General features: G+C 54.3%; 15 protein-coding genes. 9 read left to right on the top strand and 6 right to left on the bottom strand.

Going from position 1 to position 18,774, the window contains the following annotated elements; translation table 11 throughout:
* Positions 1-14: 14 nt before the first annotated feature.
* Complete coding sequence (locus NTD85_RS26690; protein WP_262143659.1) at positions 15-1,346, bottom strand: DUF58 domain-containing protein; 1,332 nt, start codon at positions 1,344-1,346, stop codon at positions 15-17.
* Positions 1,343-2,344 (bottom strand): AAA family ATPase, encoded by a 1,002-nt coding sequence (locus NTD85_RS26685; RefSeq protein ID WP_003227594.1) that lies wholly within the window; start codon positions 2,342-2,344, stop codon positions 1,343-1,345. Before NTD85_RS26685 ends, NTD85_RS26690 begins: the two co-directional genes overlap by 4 nt.
* A 286-nt stretch (positions 2,345-2,630) precedes the next feature.
* On the opposite strand from NTD85_RS26685, the gene NTD85_RS26680 reads away from it, so the two are divergent.
* The 9 genes from NTD85_RS26680 to NTD85_RS26640 all read left to right on the top strand — a co-directional run bounded on the left by NTD85_RS26680 (position 2,631) and on the right by NTD85_RS26640 (position 12,979).
* Positions 2,631-3,947 carry a GTPase-associated system all-helical protein GASH gene (locus NTD85_RS26680; RefSeq protein ID WP_262143658.1) on the top strand — a complete coding sequence of 439 codons (1,317 nt, stop codon included), beginning with the start codon at positions 2,631-2,633 and terminating at the stop codon, positions 3,945-3,947.
* Between the two features lie 7 nt (positions 3,948-3,954).
* A complete protein-coding gene (locus NTD85_RS26675; protein WP_262143657.1) occupies positions 3,955-4,905 on the top strand; it encodes a TRAFAC clade GTPase domain-containing protein in 951 nt (316 codons plus the stop codon).
* Between the two features lie 3 nt (positions 4,906-4,908).
* The gene (locus NTD85_RS26670; protein ID WP_262143656.1) at positions 4,909-5,745 is read left to right on the top strand and encodes a hypothetical protein; all 837 of its coding nucleotides are present in this window, start codon (positions 4,909-4,911) and stop codon (positions 5,743-5,745) included.
* A 4-nt stretch (positions 5,746-5,749) separates the two neighbouring features.
* Positions 5,750-8,230, top strand: coding sequence for an effector-associated domain EAD1-containing protein (locus NTD85_RS26665; protein ID WP_262143655.1), 2,481 nt, complete (start codon positions 5,750-5,752; stop codon positions 8,228-8,230).
* Positions 8,231-8,262: 32 nt separating this feature from the next.
* On the top strand, positions 8,263-9,363 hold the full coding sequence (locus NTD85_RS26660) for a caspase family protein (RefSeq protein ID WP_262143654.1): 1,101 nt from the start codon (positions 8,263-8,265) through the stop codon (positions 9,361-9,363).
* Between the two features lie 382 nt (positions 9,364-9,745).
* Positions 9,746-10,339, top strand: a complete 594-nt coding sequence (locus tag NTD85_RS26655; protein ID WP_262143653.1) for a hypothetical protein — start codon at positions 9,746-9,748, stop codon at positions 10,337-10,339.
* 539 nt (positions 10,340-10,878) lie between these two features.
* The gene (locus tag NTD85_RS26650) at positions 10,879-11,328 is read left to right on the top strand and encodes an antitoxin Xre/MbcA/ParS toxin-binding domain-containing protein (RefSeq protein ID WP_262143652.1); all 450 of its coding nucleotides are present in this window, start codon (positions 10,879-10,881) and stop codon (positions 11,326-11,328) included.
* A 270-nt stretch (positions 11,329-11,598) separates the two neighbouring features.
* On the top strand, positions 11,599-12,051 hold the full coding sequence (locus tag NTD85_RS26645) for an HAD domain-containing protein (RefSeq protein WP_262143651.1): 453 nt from the start codon (positions 11,599-11,601) through the stop codon (positions 12,049-12,051).
* 142 nt (positions 12,052-12,193) lie between these two features.
* The gene (locus NTD85_RS26640) at positions 12,194-12,979 is read left to right on the top strand and encodes a hypothetical protein (protein WP_262143650.1); all 786 of its coding nucleotides are present in this window, start codon (positions 12,194-12,196) and stop codon (positions 12,977-12,979) included.
* Positions 12,980-13,200: 221 nt separating this feature from the next.
* Here the strand turns inward: NTD85_RS26640 and NTD85_RS26635 are convergent, their stop codons facing one another.
* The 4 genes from NTD85_RS26635 to NTD85_RS26620 form a co-directional block, all read right to left on the bottom strand.
* Positions 13,201-14,490, bottom strand: coding sequence for an ATP-binding domain-containing protein (locus tag NTD85_RS26635; RefSeq protein ID WP_262143649.1), 1,290 nt, complete (start codon positions 14,488-14,490; stop codon positions 13,201-13,203).
* A complete protein-coding gene (locus NTD85_RS26630; protein ID WP_262143648.1) occupies positions 14,487-16,274 on the bottom strand; it encodes an ATP-dependent nuclease in 1,788 nt (595 codons plus the stop codon). Before NTD85_RS26630 ends, NTD85_RS26635 begins: the two co-directional genes overlap by 4 nt.
* Before the next feature lie 190 nt (positions 16,275-16,464).
* Positions 16,465-16,893: a TetR family transcriptional regulator gene (locus tag NTD85_RS26625; RefSeq protein WP_262143647.1), complete on the bottom strand. Its 429-nt coding sequence runs from the start codon at positions 16,891-16,893 to the stop codon at positions 16,465-16,467.
* Positions 16,890-18,773 (bottom strand): integrase, encoded by a 1,884-nt coding sequence (locus NTD85_RS26620; RefSeq protein ID WP_262143668.1) that lies wholly within the window; start codon positions 18,771-18,773, stop codon positions 16,890-16,892. Before NTD85_RS26620 ends, NTD85_RS26625 begins: the two co-directional genes overlap by 4 nt.
* Position 18,774 lies beyond the last annotated feature (1 nt).

The raw sequence follows: 18,774 nt of genomic DNA, 5'->3' as shown, positions 1-18,774 counted from the left end.
GACTCATCGTTTGATCAGATAACGCCGGCACGCTTCCAGCTCAGATAGCGGTTCACCAGCCCCGTGCTCAACTCGCCGGGGCGCACATCCAGTACCTGCACGCCGTGAGCGGCCAGGCGCTCATGCAGTTCGGCCCGGGCATTGAGGTAGTCCACGGTGCCGCAGTAGGCGAGGGCTTCGGGCAGCGTCTGAACCGGGGAATTGCGCACGCGGTCGAGGGTTTCCTCGCGCAGACTGACCACCAGCACTTGATGCTGCTGGCCCAGACGTTTGACGCTGGCGAGCAGATCTTCGTCGTCCTCGTCACGCAGGTTGGTCAGCAGAATGATCAGCGCCCGGCGCTTCTGGCGGGCCAACAGATGATGGGTCGCCGTTGAATAGTCAGCAGGACGCTGACTGCTGTCGAGATCGTAGACGGCATTGAGCAGGACCTTGAGCTGACTGGAACCCTTGATCGGCGCCAGATAACGCGGTTGATCGACGGCGAACGTGCACAACCCCACCGCATCGCCCTGGCGCAGTGCCACGTGGCTGAGCAGCAGGCAAGCGTTGAGCGCATGGTCGAAATGCGCCAGCTCGTCATCCTGGCTGCGCATGCGTCGGCCGCAGTCGAGCAGGAACATGATCTGCTGGTCGCGCTCGTCCTCGTACTCGCGCGCAATCGGCGTGCGCTGGCGGGCGGTGGCTTTCCAGTCGATCTGGCGCAGGCTGTCGCCTTCGCGGAATTCACGCAGCTGATGAAACTCCTGGCCCTGGCCACGACGCTGGCGTTGACGTACGCCGAGCTGGCTCAGCCAGTTGTCCACCGCCAGCAATTGCCCGCCGTAGAGCTTTGCAAAGTCCGGGTAGACGCGGATATCACTGCTCACTTCCAGCAGGCGTCGGCCTGTCCACAAGCCGAAGGGGCTGGGCAGATTGATTTCGCAGTGCCCGAAGGTGAAGTGACCGCGCTTGAGCGGACGCAAGCGGTAGCCGACCTCGCTGAATTGTCCGGGTTGCAGCTCGACCGGGAGCGGCAGGTTTTCGAAACTCAGACCCTGTGGCACGTGGTCGAACATCATCACGGCGACCGGCTCAGTGAAATCGTGACTGACCTGCAGCCGTACTTCACTCCAGCGACCCAGTGCCAGATTGCCGGGCATCTGGCGTTTGATCCGCGGCGAGGGCAAGCGCCTGAGGCGTAACGCATCGATGATCGCCAGCACCAGCAGAGCCAGGAGCAAGCCCCAGTTGATCGCCGAAAGGCTGGCGGGGGTCGGGATGTCGAGCGCCTGCACGGCGCCCAGCAGCGTGCCGCCGGCCAGCAGAACAGCGAGCCAGATCAGCAGCAGGCGTGACGGTTTCACAGGCGCGGCGCCGGCACTTGGTCGAGCAATTGCTGCAGCACCTGATCGACCGGCAGACCTTCGATGTCCAGTTCCGGCGCCACCCGCACGCGATGGCGCAGCACTGCGAGCGCGCAGCCCTTGATGTCATCGGGAATCACGAACTCGCCGCCGCGCAGCAACGCCCGGGCGCGGGCGCAACGCACCAGCGCAATCGAGGCACGCGGCCCGGCACCGAGGGTCAGGCCTGGCCAGGAGCGGGTGCTGCGCGCCAGGCGCACCGCGTAATCCAGCACTTGATCGTCAATCGGCAAGTCGCTGGCGATGCGTTGCAAGGCCTGCACGTCCTTGGCCTGCAACACGGTGCGCAGCGGCTGCACGTCGAGCATGTCGGCGCGGGTCGAGCGGCTGACCTGGCGCACCATGTTCAGCTCTTGCTCGGCCTCCGGGTAATCCATGCGCACCTTGAGCATGAAGCGGTCGAGCTCGGCTTCCGGCAATGGATAAGTGCCTTCCTGCTCGATCGGGTTCTGGGTGGCGAGCACCATGAACGGCTGGGCGATCGGCAGCGCCCGGCCTTCGAGGGTGACCTGGCGCTCCTGCATCGCTTCGAGCAACGCCGCCTGGGTTTTCGCCGGGGCGCGGTTGATCTCGTCGGCCAGCAGCAGGTTGGTGAACAGCGGCCCCTTGCGCAGCTTGAACTGCTCGGTGTGCAGGTCGTACACCGCGTGGCCGGTGACGTCGCTGGGCATCAGGTCCGGGGTGAACTGGATGCGCGCGAACTCGCCGCCGAAACAACGCGCCAGCGCCCGCACCAGCAAGGTCTTGCCCAGCCCCGGAACGCCCTCAAGCAGCACGTGGCCGCCGGCGATCAGCGCGGTCAGCACATCGTCGATCACGCTGTTCTGGCCGATCAGGGCCTTCTGCAATTCGCCGCGCACCGCTTGCGCCAACTGGCTGGCACGCTGGCGTTGCTGGGCGGCGTGGCTGGCGCTGCCGGGCTCGATCTGTTCACTCACAACTTTCGGAGCCTTGCTAACTGTTACATACGATTTATCTTCCATAAATCAATCAATTACCTAATCTAATTATTTTCGGGTTTTTTACCTTCCAAGTAAGGTAAGAACCGCCAGAGTGCACAATTGCAAATCTAAGGTAACCCCTCTACTTTACCCGCATGTCAATAAGTGGTGGCGGTCTCGACGGGCAACTTTCATTTTTTTGGGGATGACATCAGGGGCGATATTTGTTCATAGCTCAAGTATCATTTTGCTGAAACACAACAAAGGTCGGGGAGACCAAGGAATGGAACAAGAATTTTTGTTGAGGTTTCTTGAGATTGGAGTTATCGACCTCAAAGGTGATGACACCAAACTCGAGAAGCTTCGGTCCACGGCCAAAGACTTGTCAGCTACGCTTCGAAAGGCGCCCTCAAAGACCGCCAGCTTTACGATGGTGGCGGCCGACCCCAACATTGCTGCTACCGACCTAACTATAGAAGAAGCAATGGCCTCTCTCCGCAAGCAATGGGAGACTGTTGCAAATGCCTTTGCCGGGCGCCCCGTTGGCATTTTGCGAGCTATCATTCTAGACGCGATCGTGCAGGCGGCTCGTTCGGATGATGCAATTGCCGTTGCCTTCGTCAATACGGCGCGCAATGCACTGCCCCACGCCGAAACGTCGGACGAAGCTGAGATTTGGCGCGAAGCTGTTAGCGAAATTGAGACAAAGGTCGATGCGCGTGCCGAGGCAGAATGGGCAACGCCGGAGATGGTTACGGTAGATCCGTTGCAGTATACGCCGCCAGCTCCTGCGGCTACAGACTCTGAGACAGCAAGCGTCGATCAGAGCGCGCTCCGAGAGAAAATCTTTTCTGCCGCGGGACCATGGGGGACTATTGACCCGAATCCGCATCAGTCGAACCAGCCTCATTACTGGGCGCCAGAATTTGCAAACAGGATGAGCTCCACCATCGCAGAATTGTTGAATGAAATGGCCGAGAGGCTTGCGCCCGTCGCTGTCGATCTATCCGGCCCGCTATCGACGTTAGCGAAGGCGGTCACAGCCCATGTTGATAAGGCGTTGTCCAGCTTCAGCGGCGCGACGGCAGGTCTGCAGCGCCGCACCAACCTGCTTTGGTGGAAGGAAGCGCTGTATTCTCCGAGCGCTCACGCGAGTTATCTTGATCTGTCTCCGTTTGAAGCCTCTGCTTTGATGGCGCTCGACCTACATGAACAAGTACCAACCTATTCACCAGCAAGCGTCTCGGCTTTCCTGCGGGAGGCGATTCGCTGTCTTCCGGTTGAAAATGGGGGGCAGGAAAAATGCGAGCGTGACGTCGCTAGCCTAGTGTACGACGCTAGGACAACTGCATTCATGCATCCTTTACGCGCGCTGGCTGCTAAATACACAACTAAACCAGTTGCTCGTGGCCCTCTGCTGGCGTTGATTGGGCATCCGATGAATTCAGGCGCAATCGAAGCGGCAACTCTGCGCACCCTCGGTGGCGTGGACGCTTCCACCAAGATGACACCGTCCGAGTGGGGAACATACCTATTCCGTGAACTACAGAGCGCACGCGCCATAAGTGAAAGCCCAACTAAACGGGTCAGGAAGAATTAAAGCGCCAATGGACAAATGCCCTCATCCCAACTGCTTCGCTGATGACAACACTACCTGCACGCTAGGGCACATCCGGCTTGATGTGTGCCCCGAGTGGAAGCGTGTTAGCAAAAGCGAAGTAGCCGCTTCGGCTGACTGCGATCAAATGCTGCTCCCATGGAGTGGTTTGGCGATGGGAGAGTCTGATCTCAACTTCGTCAGCGGTAAGGTCAAGCCCGTCACGGTAGGTATCGTCGGTCCAGAAAGCGCAGGAAAGACGACACTTCTCGGTGCGTTTTATCTGCTGCTGGGCCAAGGTGCACTGACTACTGATGCCAATTTATTCAGCAACTCTTACACGCTGGCAGGTTGGGAGGCGGTGGCAACGTATCTGCGTTGGAAGCCGGGGCATCCCCCAAACTTTCCACCCCACACGCCCAGTGGGGCGGCTCGAGCACCCGGCATGCTTCACCTTGGCTTTCGCCGTGAAGACGGTTCGCTACGCGATTTTCTTTTTGCCGATGCTCCTGGAGAGTGGTTTCAGAAATGGGCGATCAACGAGCAGGCAGCCGACGCGGAAGGAGCCCGCTGGATTGCTCGGCACGCAGACGTCACTCTACTTATCGCTGACCGTCAGGCTCTTGCTGGTCCTAAAATGGGCACTGCTCGAAACGACTTTCAGCTACTTGCTCAGCGTACGGTTGCCGAAGTCGGGGGCCGGCGTTTGGCACTCGTCTGGACAAAGGGGGACGTAGAAGTGGCGGCAGCCATGGAAGCGCAGATCAGAAAGGCGGTGGTATCACACTCATCTAGCGTGCCGGAGTTCACAGTCAGCGTATCCAGTAGCGGAGAGGTCGACGCTGCAGAAGGCTTTCGTGAACTATTTGAATGGGTTCTTAGCGCTAAGCGCGGGGGGGTTGATATACCCACCACAGAAGTTTGTGGTCACGATCCGCTTTTTCGGTTTGGTAGGAGATAGTTGGTGGCTGCTCAACACACCATCTTGTTGGTCGGCGAGTCAAATGTCGGCAAGACACACTACGGGGCTCAGTTTTTGAAACGGCTCATGGTCAAGGCATGCGCGCTCAAGATGACTGGCGCTCCAACGAACCTGGAGGCGTTCAATACAGCTCTCAGTTGCCTGACTGAGGGTAAGTCGACCGACCACACACCGGCTAACATCTACGTCGAAAGTGTCTGGCCCATCACGGACGAGGCCGGCCGGTACGCCGAACTGGTATGGCCGGACTATGGTGGCGAACAGGTTCGTAACCTTGTCATCCAGCGCAAAATACCGGCCGCCTGGCGCGATCGGGTGGTCGAAGCCACGGACTGGATCGTGCTGATCAGACTGCATTCCCTTCGGTCCGAAGATGACTTGTTCTCGCGCCCGTTGCACTCTTTTGCTGCTGTTGAGCCCCAGGTCGAGGAGACAGCGTACGAGCTATCAGATCAAGCGCGAACAGTAGAGCTCCTTCAAATGCTGCTCTACCTGGCGCAGTTCCATTTGGATCGACCGCTTCGCAAACCTCGCTTAACCATCTTGCTGAGCTGTTGGGATGAGCTTGAAACGACGGAGCTTCCAGCTGACCTCTTGGCGTCTCGACTGCCCATGCTGTGGTCGTTCGTTCGCAGCAATTGGGCGTCGCCTACTGTCATTGGCCTGTCGGCCTTGGAGCGCAAACTCAGCAATACGGACGCGGACCAAGAGTACGCAATCCGTGGCCCTGAAGAGTTCGGTTACGTGGTGCTACCCAATGGTGTAAAAAACACCGACATTACCCTACCCATTCAACACTTGATGGCTGACGAGGTCTGAGTGCATGCGAGTCGAGCAGGCCGTTTATGGCGAGACCCCAGGCCGCGGCCACGGATTGAGAGCATCAAGTACGAATGCGCCTATAGCCGCTTCCATCGCATCAAAGCTGGACTTGCCCGATGCAGTGCCCCTCGGTGTCCAGGGGTGGTCGCCGTTCGTTCGCGGCTTTCCCATCGACGACTACTACGTCCTTGCTCGCACGTTCGTTGATTCGAGCGCCTCGCGGGGCGGCATGGTGCTGACTCATGCGCTAATAGTCAGCTTGGACGAAGTGTGCGAGGTTGGAAGTCTAACTTCGCTTTTTGGGAGTCTGGCAGCCTCAGTAACAGAATGCCCCAATTTGTTGGTAACGCTTGAGCTTGACAATGTCGGCTGCAATCGACTGCCAGCCGCTGACTTGATCGGGACGGCAAACGCGTTGGCAGACCAAGGGCTCGCTCCAGTTGTACGACTGAGCATTGAGGGATTCGAGCACCTCGTTGATTCACTGTGGAACAACCTCTGGCCTGCCTTAAGACGAACCTTTGCGTTCCGGCTAAGCTTTAGTCCGAACGATGTGGTAGAGCAACCCACGCCGGCGCTTGTATGCACGCCTGAGCAGCTCCAAGCTCGTTGGACAAAGCATCGTATAGTCAAGCCAAGCGATCAAACTTCGAACTCTGAAGTTGCCGGGATTCTCTGTGGCCAGCGCGACTTGCAACCAATTCTAGCTCTCGCCAAGGATCTGGGTCTTGAAGTTCATACGCTCAGGGACTTGAGCCGGCTTGAGCGGTTACAAACCCTCCTGTCTACCGGCGAAAGCTTTGATGATTTGCTGGCAGCCTTACGCTTGGCAAACGGCCTCTCAAATCGACCGGCAATCGGTGCGAGTATCAAGGACAAGCTCATCGGCCGCCTCACCGCCTTGATTCCAAGCATAGACTGCAAGCAGTTGCTGTTAATGAGGAATTTGGTGCTCTCTGGCTTTGCCAACACTCGACCGTTGTGGTCAGCCGTTGAGCTCCTCGTCAGTAACCTTGGATTTGCGCCAGTAGAAGACAGCGATTTGATTGAGATGGTCGCGGCCTCGGTTGATGAGGAACGCGCATTGCCGCCATGGTGCGCCGCTGTGACAACCGGCTTATCGACAGTTGCTCGTAGAGACAAACCCGCCATTTACCAAGCGGCTTGGAGATGGGCCGAGCATAGCCACACCGCGTTCGCCGCGGCCGTAGGTGCACTGCCTGCTGACGCGGCAATTGAGCAGCGTTTGGCGGAGCAAGTGCCCAGAAAACTCCACGTTAACTCTTCGGCTGCTCTACTTTCGCCGCTGCTGAAGAAGCGCTGGCTGACAGCGTACGGCGCCGCGCTAGCGGCAACGCTGTCCCCTATCGATGCGACAGGCCAGCAGCTCAAGGTGGATAGAGACATAAATCACAGCGCGGGTTTGAGGTCAGCCCTTCGGTTTGCGAGCCCTTCACAGACGTTGGAGTGTACGCTCGCGCATAAGGATTTGCGCTTGGTAGAGTTGTGTGCGGAGCAGGCCGCTTCTCATCCTCAGATCCTGTCTAACATCCGCTGCGACAACATTACCGAGCAACAAGTGTGGGGCGCTGTGATTGGCAAGAACTCTACCCTCTGGAACGCACCCAGCGATGCCATCGGTGCGCGTGACACTGTTTTAGCTCAACTCGTTCAAGGACGAGTCGTCTACACCGGCTTACTTGAGGCGATGGCAAATACTCCATTGGCTAACCTCTGCGCCACCTCAGACCGGGCGCAACAGTGGTCGCTTCTGCCTGCTTCGCAGCGAGACCACTACCTGCGTGCGACCGCAACAGGCTGGCTAGAAGTCGCGGCGAAAGGCGCGGTGATGACTACCCCTGAAGCGCCACTTGAGCGCGCAATATTGGCGAACTCAAGCCTGCGGTCTGTATTTGAAAGGACATCAGTGCCGGTTGAAACGCATCTAGCGATCGTTAGTGGCCTCCCATCTTTTCCCGAAGAGATATTTATCGAATGGATGACCAACCTCTTGAAGGGCGCTGGCTTGCTTTCCCATGCGGTTTCGGAGCAGTTGGGAGCGCTGGTGGCGTCCCGACACTGGGAGCGCGCAGCTAAACTTCTTGCGGACCGGCTTGCCAGTCGTCCAGATATTAAGCCAGGGCTAAGGATGTGCGCAGACTTGCTTAGCTTTTATACGCGTTGGACGCTTGGAATATCTAAACTAAGCGCTGCCGAGAAGTGGAAAGCCTTCGAAGATGAGGTCCGTGAACTCTATCCACGCGGTCCGGATAGCGACGAGCTCTGGTCACGTGCGGGCGGCAAAAATTCCGACCTGCCAGGACTGTCTCAAAATGGGGGAACACGTTGGCACACTACATTGAATTCAATCCGATACGGTGGCCGTCCGACAGCACATGATCTTCTTAAAGTGATGCGCAATGACTTTCCCATGAATGAGAAGCTGCGTCTCTACATCAGCGACACGGACATTGTCGGCTGACGTTAAAACTCCCAAACACCCATGGTTGAAACATGAACCCAACTGGCTACCCGCAAGGCCACGCCCTTCTTATCGGCGTGGCGAACTATCAGCGAATCTCTAGATTACCTGCTGCAATTCTGAACGATGTCAATGACGTCGCAGCAACGCTCTCATCGCCGGATCACTGTGGCTATGCCCCCGACAACGTCGTCACTCTTTTGGACTCAAGCGCTACCAGGCCAGCAGTTTTGAAACGGCTAGAGGAGCTGGCTACTCGTGCGGGGCCTGATGATACGGCCTGTGTGTTCTTCTCCGGTCACGGTGGCATCGTGGGGAGCCTGGGCAATGAAGACAGCGTGCTGCTAACTGTGGATAGCGATCTCGCTGACATTGAAAACACTTCCATTAACTCGAATGAACTAGCTGCTGCGCTTGCGCAGATCAAGGCGAAGCGAGTCCTGGTCTTCATTGACGCTTGTCATGCTGGTGGCGCTGCGCTTTCGAAGAGCTTGACTGATGACAAAGGACACCAGCTCAAGTCTGGCTATAGCCTAAACACCTTCGCAAAACTGGCAGCTGGTAGCGGACGCGCACTAATGGCCTCGTGTCGTGCTGACGAATTGTCGTCCGTATTTGACGGTGCAAGGAACAGCGTATTCACGACCGCACTGCTGGCGGGTTTGCGCGGAGCTGCCGACAAGAGCGCCAGCGGCTTCATCAGGGTCTTTGACCTATTTAACTACGTCTCCGAAGAGGTGCCTAAACTGATCCCAGACGACCAGCACCCAATTTTTAAGGCTGACAATCTTGAAGTGAATTTCGCTGTCGCGCTGAGCAAAGGAGGGAGGAAGTCACCGTACAGTCCTGAGATCACGCTAACGGTGCAAGAGGAGCTCCCGTGGTCGGTGCTAGAGAAGATTCTGGTCGAGCTCTATCCATTCGGACCGCGGGACCAAGAGATGTGGAGCCGTGCTGGCGGTGACCTGTCTCGTCTGCAGTTTCATCCCACCGGGCAGGCTGCTTGGCATGCGGCGATTCGCACGCTGAAACAGGGCGGCGGTGGCAGGAACATCAGCTTCGGCAGCTTGCTTAGTACAGCGAAGGAGGACTTTTCGAATCATCCGCAATTGGCGATGCTGCAGACGCCTTAAGCTTGAGCGTTTGAACGTACTCGTCTGACGCGCAAGGATCTGCCTAATGGCAAAACTCAAAACGAGAACTGCGGCTCTAAATGTAGTTAGGTTTATAGACGACGGCCGAAGCCTAGGGATCTCTAGGTTCTTCCTCGAATTTCGGCAGCCGCTGATACTTGTGGATAAGGTCAAGCGTCGAGGAACACTCCAGAACAGTCCTCAATTCTCGATCAGGAGATCAGTATCTCTTTTTTGAACGAATTGACCTACCTTGCTAGCGCACAGTCAACTCCATGGCAGCGTTCCTAAGTGTAATAAAATGCAGTAGTTCGGCTTTCGGGAAGGGGCGCCTTGTGGTATTGATGGCTCTTTAACGCCACCAGGGGCACTAGCGCTAGTAATGGACGATAAAGAGAGGTTTGCTTTTTACGAGAGAGTTTTCTATCAAGAGCTTGACCGCAAGGAAAAGCTCTTCGCTAGGTTGAGTATGCCACTTGCGATGTTAGTAGCCATAGTGACGTTCCTCTCATATATGCTCAACAAGGCACCTACTACCGAGGGCGGTACCGCGAGCGTCTTTTTCTGGTTTTTTTATCTAAGCACATGCGTGATGCTACTGATAGGCGCTCTGTACTTCCGGGCAGCATGGTCCCTAAGGGATTCAGACAGGGGACTGCCCACACTGATGGAGCTTGAGACCCATCGGCGCAGCTTCAGCGATGACTATGAGAAATATTGGGACTCTCCAGAAGAAGCCGATGCGCACTTTAAGAGCTTGGTGCTTAATTACTTCATCGAAGGCGCCACGGTGAATACAGAGAATAATGATAAGCGTGGGATCTATCTCCGATCACTTGCAAACTATGTAACAGCGGCGTTATTCGTCTCAGTGCTGTCATTCCTTCCGTTCTACACATATCAGCAGGAGCAAACCATTAATGACCCAAAAACCTCCACCGCCCCCACCACCGCCGATGCGGTATGTAAAAGATAATCAGCCGAGGAAAGAGCCGCCGCCGCCTCCACCCCGACCTTCTCCGTCCAAAAAATAACGTATCCGCCCGCACTTATGCGGGCGCTTTCTTTGTACTAATAATTAGGTACGGCGGCTGAGTCCTCACCAGGCTATGCCATCGACTTTCCTTGGTTTCATAACCGTTCGGACGTTAGAACATTGCACCTTAGGGCATATGCAGAATGTGAGCTAGGGTAGTTTCCAAGTATGCCCAGTCTGTGTAGACAAGATACTTCGAAAAACTCTAGCGTCGACGAGATACTGACGCCAAACGAACAGGCAGGGATAAGCATCATAGATGCAGTGCGCTCGGCGGATCAAAATAGCCTTGAAGGAGCTGCCGACTCGGTCAAAGCTGTGTTTAGTGGCAACTGTTTCGCTCCGAGGTCATCGACGATGATTTATAAGTCTCGACAGTGAGTACTGAAGAACTATGATTAATAAAACCGCCCCGCTAATAGATACAAAAAAAATTGCTTTTGCTCACCGCAAGAGACAAACCAGGATAGGCATCCCCTATGGTTACAGATATTTTTCGTGAAGAGGCTTACCGCGCCTATCGGCTCCGGTTAGAAGTAATTCTTCATATTCCAACCGACGCATCAGAGCAGAGCATCCACGATTTGATCGAGGCCGGCTTCCCATCCGCTATTGTCGATAAGCTTTTCGACCACGTAGCGCTAAGCATAGAAGCGCGTGACCTCATCATTCCACAAAAAAACCTTGATGATAGGCTTATTCGCGGTCAGCGATTGACAGTCGACGAAAGTGATCGACTATTTCGTGTCGTACACATCACAGCCATGGCAAGGGTGCTTTTCGGGGACAGTGAGAAAGCCGAAAACTGGCTCAACAAATCTCAGCTCCGTTTTTCAGGCAAAAGCCCAATCGCAATGCTCTCGACAATACAGGGCACCCGCCTAGTAGAAGAGGTACTGATTCAAGCCGCGGAAGGATTGGTATTCTGATCTTGTAAGGGGCAATCAGCATGCACCGTCCCTCACACAGCAATACCGCATCACTTCCATATCCCAAATAAATCGATCGCGGAAAAGCCAACTTCTAAATATTACAAAGCCAAACCCTCAGTCAGCCTTTCGCGCCGGATTTTCACATCCACTACGCTTAGCGTACTAGCATTTCTAAGCTCTCTACGCTTAGCGTACTGGATGGGTCAAGCATCAAATTCGTAGTTCAGCTCAAGGTGAGCGGGTCAGAAACCCGTTTGGAGAACTGTATTGATAATTTTTCTCGATATTGATGGTGTTCTGCACCCTCTTTTTCCTCGTAAGGACAGACCCGGAAAGGAGTCTGCGCCATTTGCATACCTCCCCAGATTATCGGCAATTCTGCGCGATTATCCTGACACACACGTGGTAATCAGCAGTACATGGCGAGTAAATCGCACCCTGAAGGAACTCAAAGCTTTGTTTCCTTTAGATCTGCAAGATCGCATCATTGGTTCAACTCCAGTCCTAGAGGATTCCCAGCGACCTGGAGGGCGGGAAGAAGAAGCATCAAGTTGGCTAGATCTACATCCTGAATATTCGAGCTGGATAGCAGTTGATGATTGCGCTGTTTGCTGGTTTAGTCTTTCAAAACTTATACTATGTGACGACGGCTTTCGTGAAGTGGAAGAGGCGGAGCTTAGATCTGCCATTGAACGCCATAGCTCAAAATTCTTGAAGTAAGAGCCATATTATAATTGTATGCTGCTAGCTATACGGCGAAATAAGAGCAAGAAAGTTAATTGGGCCGATCTATTCAAGGTCGCCCATTGTGCTCTCTGAGAACCAGAGAAGAATTGCATAACTAGATTGCTAAAGGTGTTCCATGATTTGTATTGCATGTGGCAGTGACGAAGCGGTGCTGGCTAAGAGCCATATCATCTCCAATTTTGTAAGGAAAAGGTTGACTGGAGAAAAGGGGAGAGGCGGGAGCAAAAAATTTACATTCAAGTGGATCGGTCGGAGCGATTTACCAAATCAAGATCTGCCCAAGCCATACTTGATGTGCAAAAGATGCGACAACACCTTGGGGGCGACGGTGGAGCGAAATACGGCAACTCTGCTCATGCCTGAGAATGTTGACCTTTTCCACGAGTGGCAACAGCTACCTATATTGGAATGCCAGATTCACGGCGTATTCGATGAGCCGTTACCTCTAGGCATCTACGATTATCCCCTCTCTCAGCAGTTTTTGATCGAAAAATTTGCGTTGTCTACTGCATGGCGAGCCCTGCATGCGCTGGCAAAAGACGATGAAAAGCTTTCCAAAGATTTTTTGATTTCCGCCCGTGGACGGGGAATAAACCAGTCGGTCATCAGACATTTATTCGACGATGCGATATTGGAGGACGGCTTCGCTGCTTCTCTCTACTACTGGCCACCGCAGACAGTGCGGTTTATCACAGGCAAAGATGACGAAATGCCATTCGCTTGGGTCGAACTTGGTGATCAAAACGAGTTTCTTGGTGTTGCAGTTATGTTTGCCTATTGGGTGATTATTTGGCCATTATTCGAGTGTGAGGAGCATCAGCGTTCAGAAAAGCTCAATCGTCTGAACAAAATGTGTTTTCTGAATTGGGTAGCAAGCGTAAAAAAGCAGCTGAGCCAATAGGCTCTCGCTGGGTCACAAAAGAAGTCTGGTCTATAGCCCAGTGGTACGGCTATGAATTGGCTAACCATTAGTCTTTCCACGTAGGGCAGGGTTACCTGGTTCGCGAATTAGACATTCGTTGGTTTACGCTAGAAGCCTCCTAGATATCGTGCTAGCGCCGCTGACATTGCGGCCGCTAACTTTTTGGATCCTCCATGCCTCGAGGTGTGTGGCGCTGTGGATTAGTTTTCGTTTGAAGCCAATTCTTCACGAACGGAGAAAGGGGGAAGAGTCATCGCTCTTTTGAGCTGTACTAGAACCACGCACTGCTTTTTTGCTCTTGTAACGGCATTGTAAAGCAAGCGTCTCTGTTGCTCGTCATCTCCACGTATTGCCGCAGGCCAAAGAACAATCACCAAATCAAACTCTCTATTTTTCGCTCCATGAACAGTTAACGCTCGAATGCCAGGCCCATCTCTTGAGCCTAGGCGTCGTTGGTTTGAAAATGAGTGCCGTATAGTGTCCTCCATTTCTTCGCGCAGGACATGAGTCCTTCCCTTAGCCCGACGCTGTTTTTCTAGCCAACGTACGAAGTCTTGGACAATCGATGCGGGTTTTCCTGCCATCAACTCTAACGCTTCGGCCAATGTAGCCTGTTCTGGAAAAGCCAGACTGCCAATGAAGGCATCGGCAAGGCTAGCCTCCGATTCTTCCAGAATTATGTCGTAAGGACCGTTTCCTCTGCCTGTCGTTTTGGTGGTGACCCAAGTGAGGATATCGTGGGCAAATCGGCCCATTGTTGGCGTGATAATCGCCACCCTATTTCCCCCTTTATTCCAAGCAATGCCATTAGAAACATAAGACGCGGCGAGAGCTGCTGTGGGGGTTAGGAAGATTTTGAAAAGCCCATTAGATTCTGGAGCCCGTGCTGACCGGATGGCACCAGCGGCGGCAAGAAGGTTCTGATCTGAGGTCCGCCAAGGCTGTTGTAGCAGTGCGTCGTGACCTACGGCCGTTAACCATTCGCAAGCTTGGTTAGGACGTAGCTCCTCAATGAGACATTGAAACTCATCGGCCGCAATTAACAGGTCTATGTGGGCAGTCATTGACTGCACGATCCTCAGTCGATTTGGAGTGAGATCTTGTGCTTCATCCACGATCACTATGGGATACGTCGCGGCGACCCAGCGAACAACAATATCGTGAGACAGGAGATCCGCAGCGACTTGGCACACTGCCTCATAATCGTTAACTCTTGGTTGCTCCACGCCGAATTGGTTGATGAGTGCTTGCCACCTGCTGACGATTCGCCAAGCGAATCCGTCGATAGTTGTGCACTCGTACTGCCGGCGTAAAACTGCGACACCGGCCAGCCGATCGTCCAAGCGTCTGCGCGATCCATGCATAAAGGTCAGTGCCAAAACTTTCTGAGACGTCAGTAGAGGCTGTTCCTCCAATCTCGCTGCGAGGTTTGCCATCAATTGATGAGTCTTTCCACAACCTGCCGCACCGGAAAAAGATTGGATTGTCATGGTTGGAATACCCAGACACCTTCTGGGTCGGCGACGAAATGTGCGTTAGCAGTGCCCGCGCACGCAAGTGCCAAACAGTTGAACAACTCCGCTGCTCTGGTACGACACAGAGGTGAGTTAACTATCGCGTCTGCAACCGACTCGTAGCAGATCACGTCCACTTTCTTATTTTTTAGATGATTGACGATGTCAGATACGTTTGAGGGGGCAACCTCAGTCAACTCAGTTAGTGTTTCGATGACGTAGTCCCCATCCGCGGCCAGAATCCAGCCGATGGCGTCTTCGATCATTTCGTCGTCTGCCCACCGGATTATTGATGAGGGAGCAGCGGGCTCTGCGAGAAGATTAGTGATATAGCGTTTCCCGTCCCTATCACCGTCCACCAGGCAGCAAACTTTTTGATGCGTAGTTGATAGCAGCTGGAAAGTTTCAACTACTTTGGCATCCTCCGTAGGAACCACGCCCACTTCCAGCCCAAACATAGCTTGCATGCTTGAAGACCACCCCTCGGTCAGCATCAGCGGTCGCAGCACCGTCTTCAGGAGCAAAAAATCAGCACGTCCTTCCGGTACTAATACACACGGATGCATCAACGCTGACAGGACATCCACACGACTCTGTTGAAAGAATTTCCTTTTCCAGTTCTGGGCGTTTGGCAGCAAGGGCTCTGCTAAAAAAGGGAGGGCGGAGAGATAGCCGTCAACATTTCGGAGAACCAATACAGAGGTAGGCTCCGAAACGGCTGCAATCAATGGGGAGTGCGTAGTGATGAACGTCTGAGTAGAAAGCGCTTGGACTCGATGTACCAACTGCTGCTGCCCAGCAGGGGGTAGATGAAGCTCAGGCTCCTCGAGGGCCATTAGAAATCCTTCACCCGCTGCTGCACGTCCCCGACCCAGCTCCAGAAGCAATAACAAACCTTGCAAAGATACCAAGCCACTGCCCTGTCTGGCCGCGGGCACTCCCAGTCCCCCGACGACAGCAAAATGTGCTGCGACAGAGTCGAGGAGCGATCGGCTATCGGTGCTGGTAACTCGTAACTGAACAAGAGGAGCATTCGGTATGCATCTCGCTAACTCAGCGTTTACATTCTGAATCAGCGGTGAAATTCGCTCGTCGTTCTCGATGGGAGCTTCCGGGCTTCTGAGGCGGTCGCGCTCAGCCAAAATTGCCTCGGATGGTTGGGCCGCAGCCGCCTGCAGCGTACGTCGGAATAACTCACTACCCCATGAAAAAACTTTGTCCCAGGTTCGGCTTGCACGTACGAGATAAAACCCAATGTCTTTTATCAAGCGTGGGGGGACGCCTACAGGTGAGTCCTCAGCGAAGGGATCCATCGGGATATCGTGGTCGTGGAAGTAGCGAACCATCTCGACTGATAGAGAGTCGCGGTCAAAGTATGCTTGGGCACCAATTTGGCAGCATAGCTTTGAGGCTTGTTCAGTACGAACAGCGCTGATCGTACCGGTGGTTTCGTCCAACCATTTAGGAACACCTCTACCGTCTCTAAACCATTCGGTATATTGATAAGGGTCTTCAGTAGGAAAATCTGTGATTGTTGCAACCAGCTTTATTCGATCAGCGGGTTGGGGGTTGGACCCGTAAAAATCATGTTCAGAGAGCTCCCTGATCATGCGCTCCCGTCCAAGAAGAAGCGTTAACGCCTCTATCACCGTGGTTTTGCCAGTGTTGTTGGCCCCGATCAGTACTGGATGGTCTTTGAAGTGAACGCTTCCTTCACGGATACCTCGAAAATTGCGGATATCCAAGATCGCTACTCTCATCACATTTCCTTTGGATTCAACGAGCGACTAGAAAAAATTTCTCTTTGGTTGCCGAGCCTTTTCGACTTCCGAGATAGTCAATATAGGAGAGTTTTTTTCAAAACCTATACGCCTCAATTTCTAAGGATATTTCTGTACCGACCTGTCTCTCGACGCAAAAGGGAGCGATTACGCACCATGTGCAATCGACTTATCCGTGCGGCTTCCCTGAAACCAGTTCAACCACCCTACGGTCGTTTAACTTAGCCTTCAGCACACCGTTCTCGTCCAATAGCACTTCGTTGATGGATGCGAGATTGGCGACCTTGGCCCGCAGTTCCTCGATCTCCTGACGGTGGGCTGCAGATTTCTTGCGTTCCGCAATCAAGTCTTGTTGTTTTAATTCACGCATGGCGCGACTGGAGCGACCTTGAGACTCTCGAATAGCCTCGGAAATTCGTGGGTAGTAGTTGTGAATCAGCGCCGTCGATACGCCCGCCTCGCGGGCGACTGCCGCGATGGTAACCTTGGTTTCCCCGGTGTGAGCGCGTCCCTTCTGGATACGGTAGAGGGCGAGCTTCAGATCCTTTTCACGATCCTCAGCTGGCTTGTAGTTGGTAGTTTTGTCTTTGCTACTCATGCGATCAGCGTCTCCGAGTCCATACCTAACTGGGCCAGTACGTCTCGGCATCGATTCAGGTCTCGCTCAACGCGATGGCGGCCGCCCTCGCCAATATCCGGGCAATTCAGCAGCCCTTTCAGATCATCATAGAGTCGCTGGTAGATCGCCGCGTGGCCGCGCCCGATCACAGCATTGTTGCAATTACCACAGCGGGTACGTTCAAAGGCATTCCCGACGCAACCGCCATTGTCCGCCGTGCACCAAGCGTGGCCGTTGCTGCGAATCGCGGTGCTCTCGGCAATTGACTTCAGCATCGAGGCGTGATCCTTGAAAATTAGCAAGTTTTGCGGGTCTCGCTGCCACTGTTTGAGTGCGCGACCATAGCCCCCGGCTAGGGGGGCCTCATCCAGCCAATTATCTACGACGCCAAGCTTTATATCTTCCAGCTGCCTCTCAATATCGGCGCACAGCTCTAAATCCACGTGATATCCCAACGTGTCGTCCATTGCGTAACCCAAAGTCATGTCCATCGACCAGTGCGCAAAATGCTGTTTGAGGTAGCGGAGATCACCGAAGCGGCTACGCGCGGCATAGGTGGCGAACTTGCGACGGAACTGATGGCTAGCGAGATTCCAGGTTAGTCCGCAATCCTTAGTGAATGCCTTTAAGTAAGGGCTCCAATTAGTGATGGAAAGGGTGCGTACCTGATTGCCTCCCATAGCTGCCCCGAGAAAGAGTGCATGGCGGTGTCTACGCGCCTCGATGATTTTCGGATCATGTGGATTGACGCGTCGCCGTTGCAAGATCTCCGCGGTAAGCATGGCCTGATAAGGGATGGCCCAGCGCTCCATTATCCGTAGGGCACGTACGGCGGCCTCGGGAATCATCCAGTCATGAATACCGGTATCAGTCTTTTCCGAACGAGAACGCATCCAATGGTATACGGTGCCCTCACCATCTTGAGTGCGATGATGCGAGCCACTTTGCAAGTTGGCCAGCTCGTGGTTACGACAGCCAGAGGTGCTGGCTAGTACGATGTAGCAGGCCGTGCGAAGGTTGGTCAACGCTTTGATGAATGCCCTCAGTCCCCCCTTTCGGCCTACGGCGCTCAAGTAGCGGTTTTTTGCTTGAATGATGGTAGTTGCTGCGTTTCCCTTTCGCCGCGCCGCTTCGATATCTAGCGCGTCACGTAGGTCAAGCAATTGCTCTCCGCTCTCCACCTGCAGGTAGGCTCGCTCGAATAGAGTGCAGAACACGTCATCGGGTATCAGCGCTGTTTTTTCGAGCTGAACACTGTTGCCAATAAGACCCGCCATTGCCTTTGCAGAAGTATCGGGCCAAGGGTGCTGCGGCATCTTGTCATTTGTGTATTGGCTCAGTTCATAGAGCGCTTCGATGGCGGCGTAGCGGGCTTGAAGCCCACGTTGCGACAATGGCTTGCCCTTAAATCGACTGGCTTGGAGATGCACTTTGCAGGCGGAGACATAAGTTGCGCAGATCAACGGCGTCACCGCACCTAAGCTATCGATTTTCGATGCTTCCAAGTGGAGCAAGAATGGTTTCGTATCTGCTAACAATTGCCGAACTGCTGCACCTTTTGGGCGACCCGCCTCGCGGCGCCCCCGGCGCATATATCGGTAAAATATCGCCTTCATCACTTCTCGAAACGCCAGTGGCAGGTGGCCGAAGTTCAGCCGTTTCTTGCTGTCAGGGGTGTTGCTTGTGAAGCCTTCAAGGTGCCATATGTCGTCGCCATAATGGCTAAGAGTGACCCAATGTCCATCGACCTGAGTAGCGCTGATAATAAGCGTGTCGCGTACGGATTTGAGAAGTTCACGCACATCGCTCGGCTGTGCAATGGAAGTCCTTGGCTGCGTCGTAGAATTTATTTCACTCATC

Source organism: Pseudomonas sp. 13B_3.2_Bac1 (genome assembly GCF_025466205.1).
In the GTDB taxonomy this organism is placed as follows: Bacteria; Pseudomonadota; Gammaproteobacteria; order Pseudomonadales; family Pseudomonadaceae; genus Aquipseudomonas; species Aquipseudomonas fluorescens_H.
This window is presented reverse-complemented; position numbering and strand designations above follow the sequence as displayed.

What these genes read in the sequence shown, in the direction of transcription:
- NTD85_RS26680 (WP_262143658.1), top strand. Translation starts at nt 2,631, where the DNA reads ATGGAACAAGAATTTTTGTTGAGGTTTCTTGAGATTGGAGTTATCGAC.
- NTD85_RS26675 (WP_262143657.1), top strand. Translation starts at nt 3,955, where the DNA reads ATGGACAAATGCCCTCATCCCAACTGCTTCGCTGATGACAACACTACC.
- NTD85_RS26665 (WP_262143655.1), top strand. Translation starts at nt 5,750, where the DNA reads ATGCGAGTCGAGCAGGCCGTTTATGGCGAGACCCCAGGCCGCGGCCAC.
- NTD85_RS26660 (WP_262143654.1), top strand. Translation starts at nt 8,263, where the DNA reads ATGAACCCAACTGGCTACCCGCAAGGCCACGCCCTTCTTATCGGCGTG.
- NTD85_RS26655 (WP_262143653.1), top strand. Translation starts at nt 9,746, where the DNA reads ATGGACGATAAAGAGAGGTTTGCTTTTTACGAGAGAGTTTTCTATCAA.
- NTD85_RS26650 (WP_262143652.1), top strand. Translation starts at nt 10,879, where the DNA reads ATGGTTACAGATATTTTTCGTGAAGAGGCTTACCGCGCCTATCGGCTC.
- NTD85_RS26640 (WP_262143650.1), top strand. Translation starts at nt 12,194, where the DNA reads ATGATTTGTATTGCATGTGGCAGTGACGAAGCGGTGCTGGCTAAGAGC.
- NTD85_RS26635 (WP_262143649.1), bottom strand. Translation starts at nt 14,490, where the DNA reads ATGACAATCCAATCTTTTTCCGGTGCGGCAGGTTGTGGAAAGACTCAT.
- NTD85_RS26630 (WP_262143648.1), bottom strand. Translation starts at nt 16,274, where the DNA reads ATGAGAGTAGCGATCTTGGATATCCGCAATTTTCGAGGTATCCGTGAA.
- NTD85_RS26625 (WP_262143647.1), bottom strand. Translation starts at nt 16,893, where the DNA reads ATGAGTAGCAAAGACAAAACTACCAACTACAAGCCAGCTGAGGATCGT.
- NTD85_RS26620 (WP_262143668.1), bottom strand. Translation starts at nt 18,773, where the DNA reads ATGAGTGAAATAAATTCTACGACGCAGCCAAGGACTTCCATTGCACAG.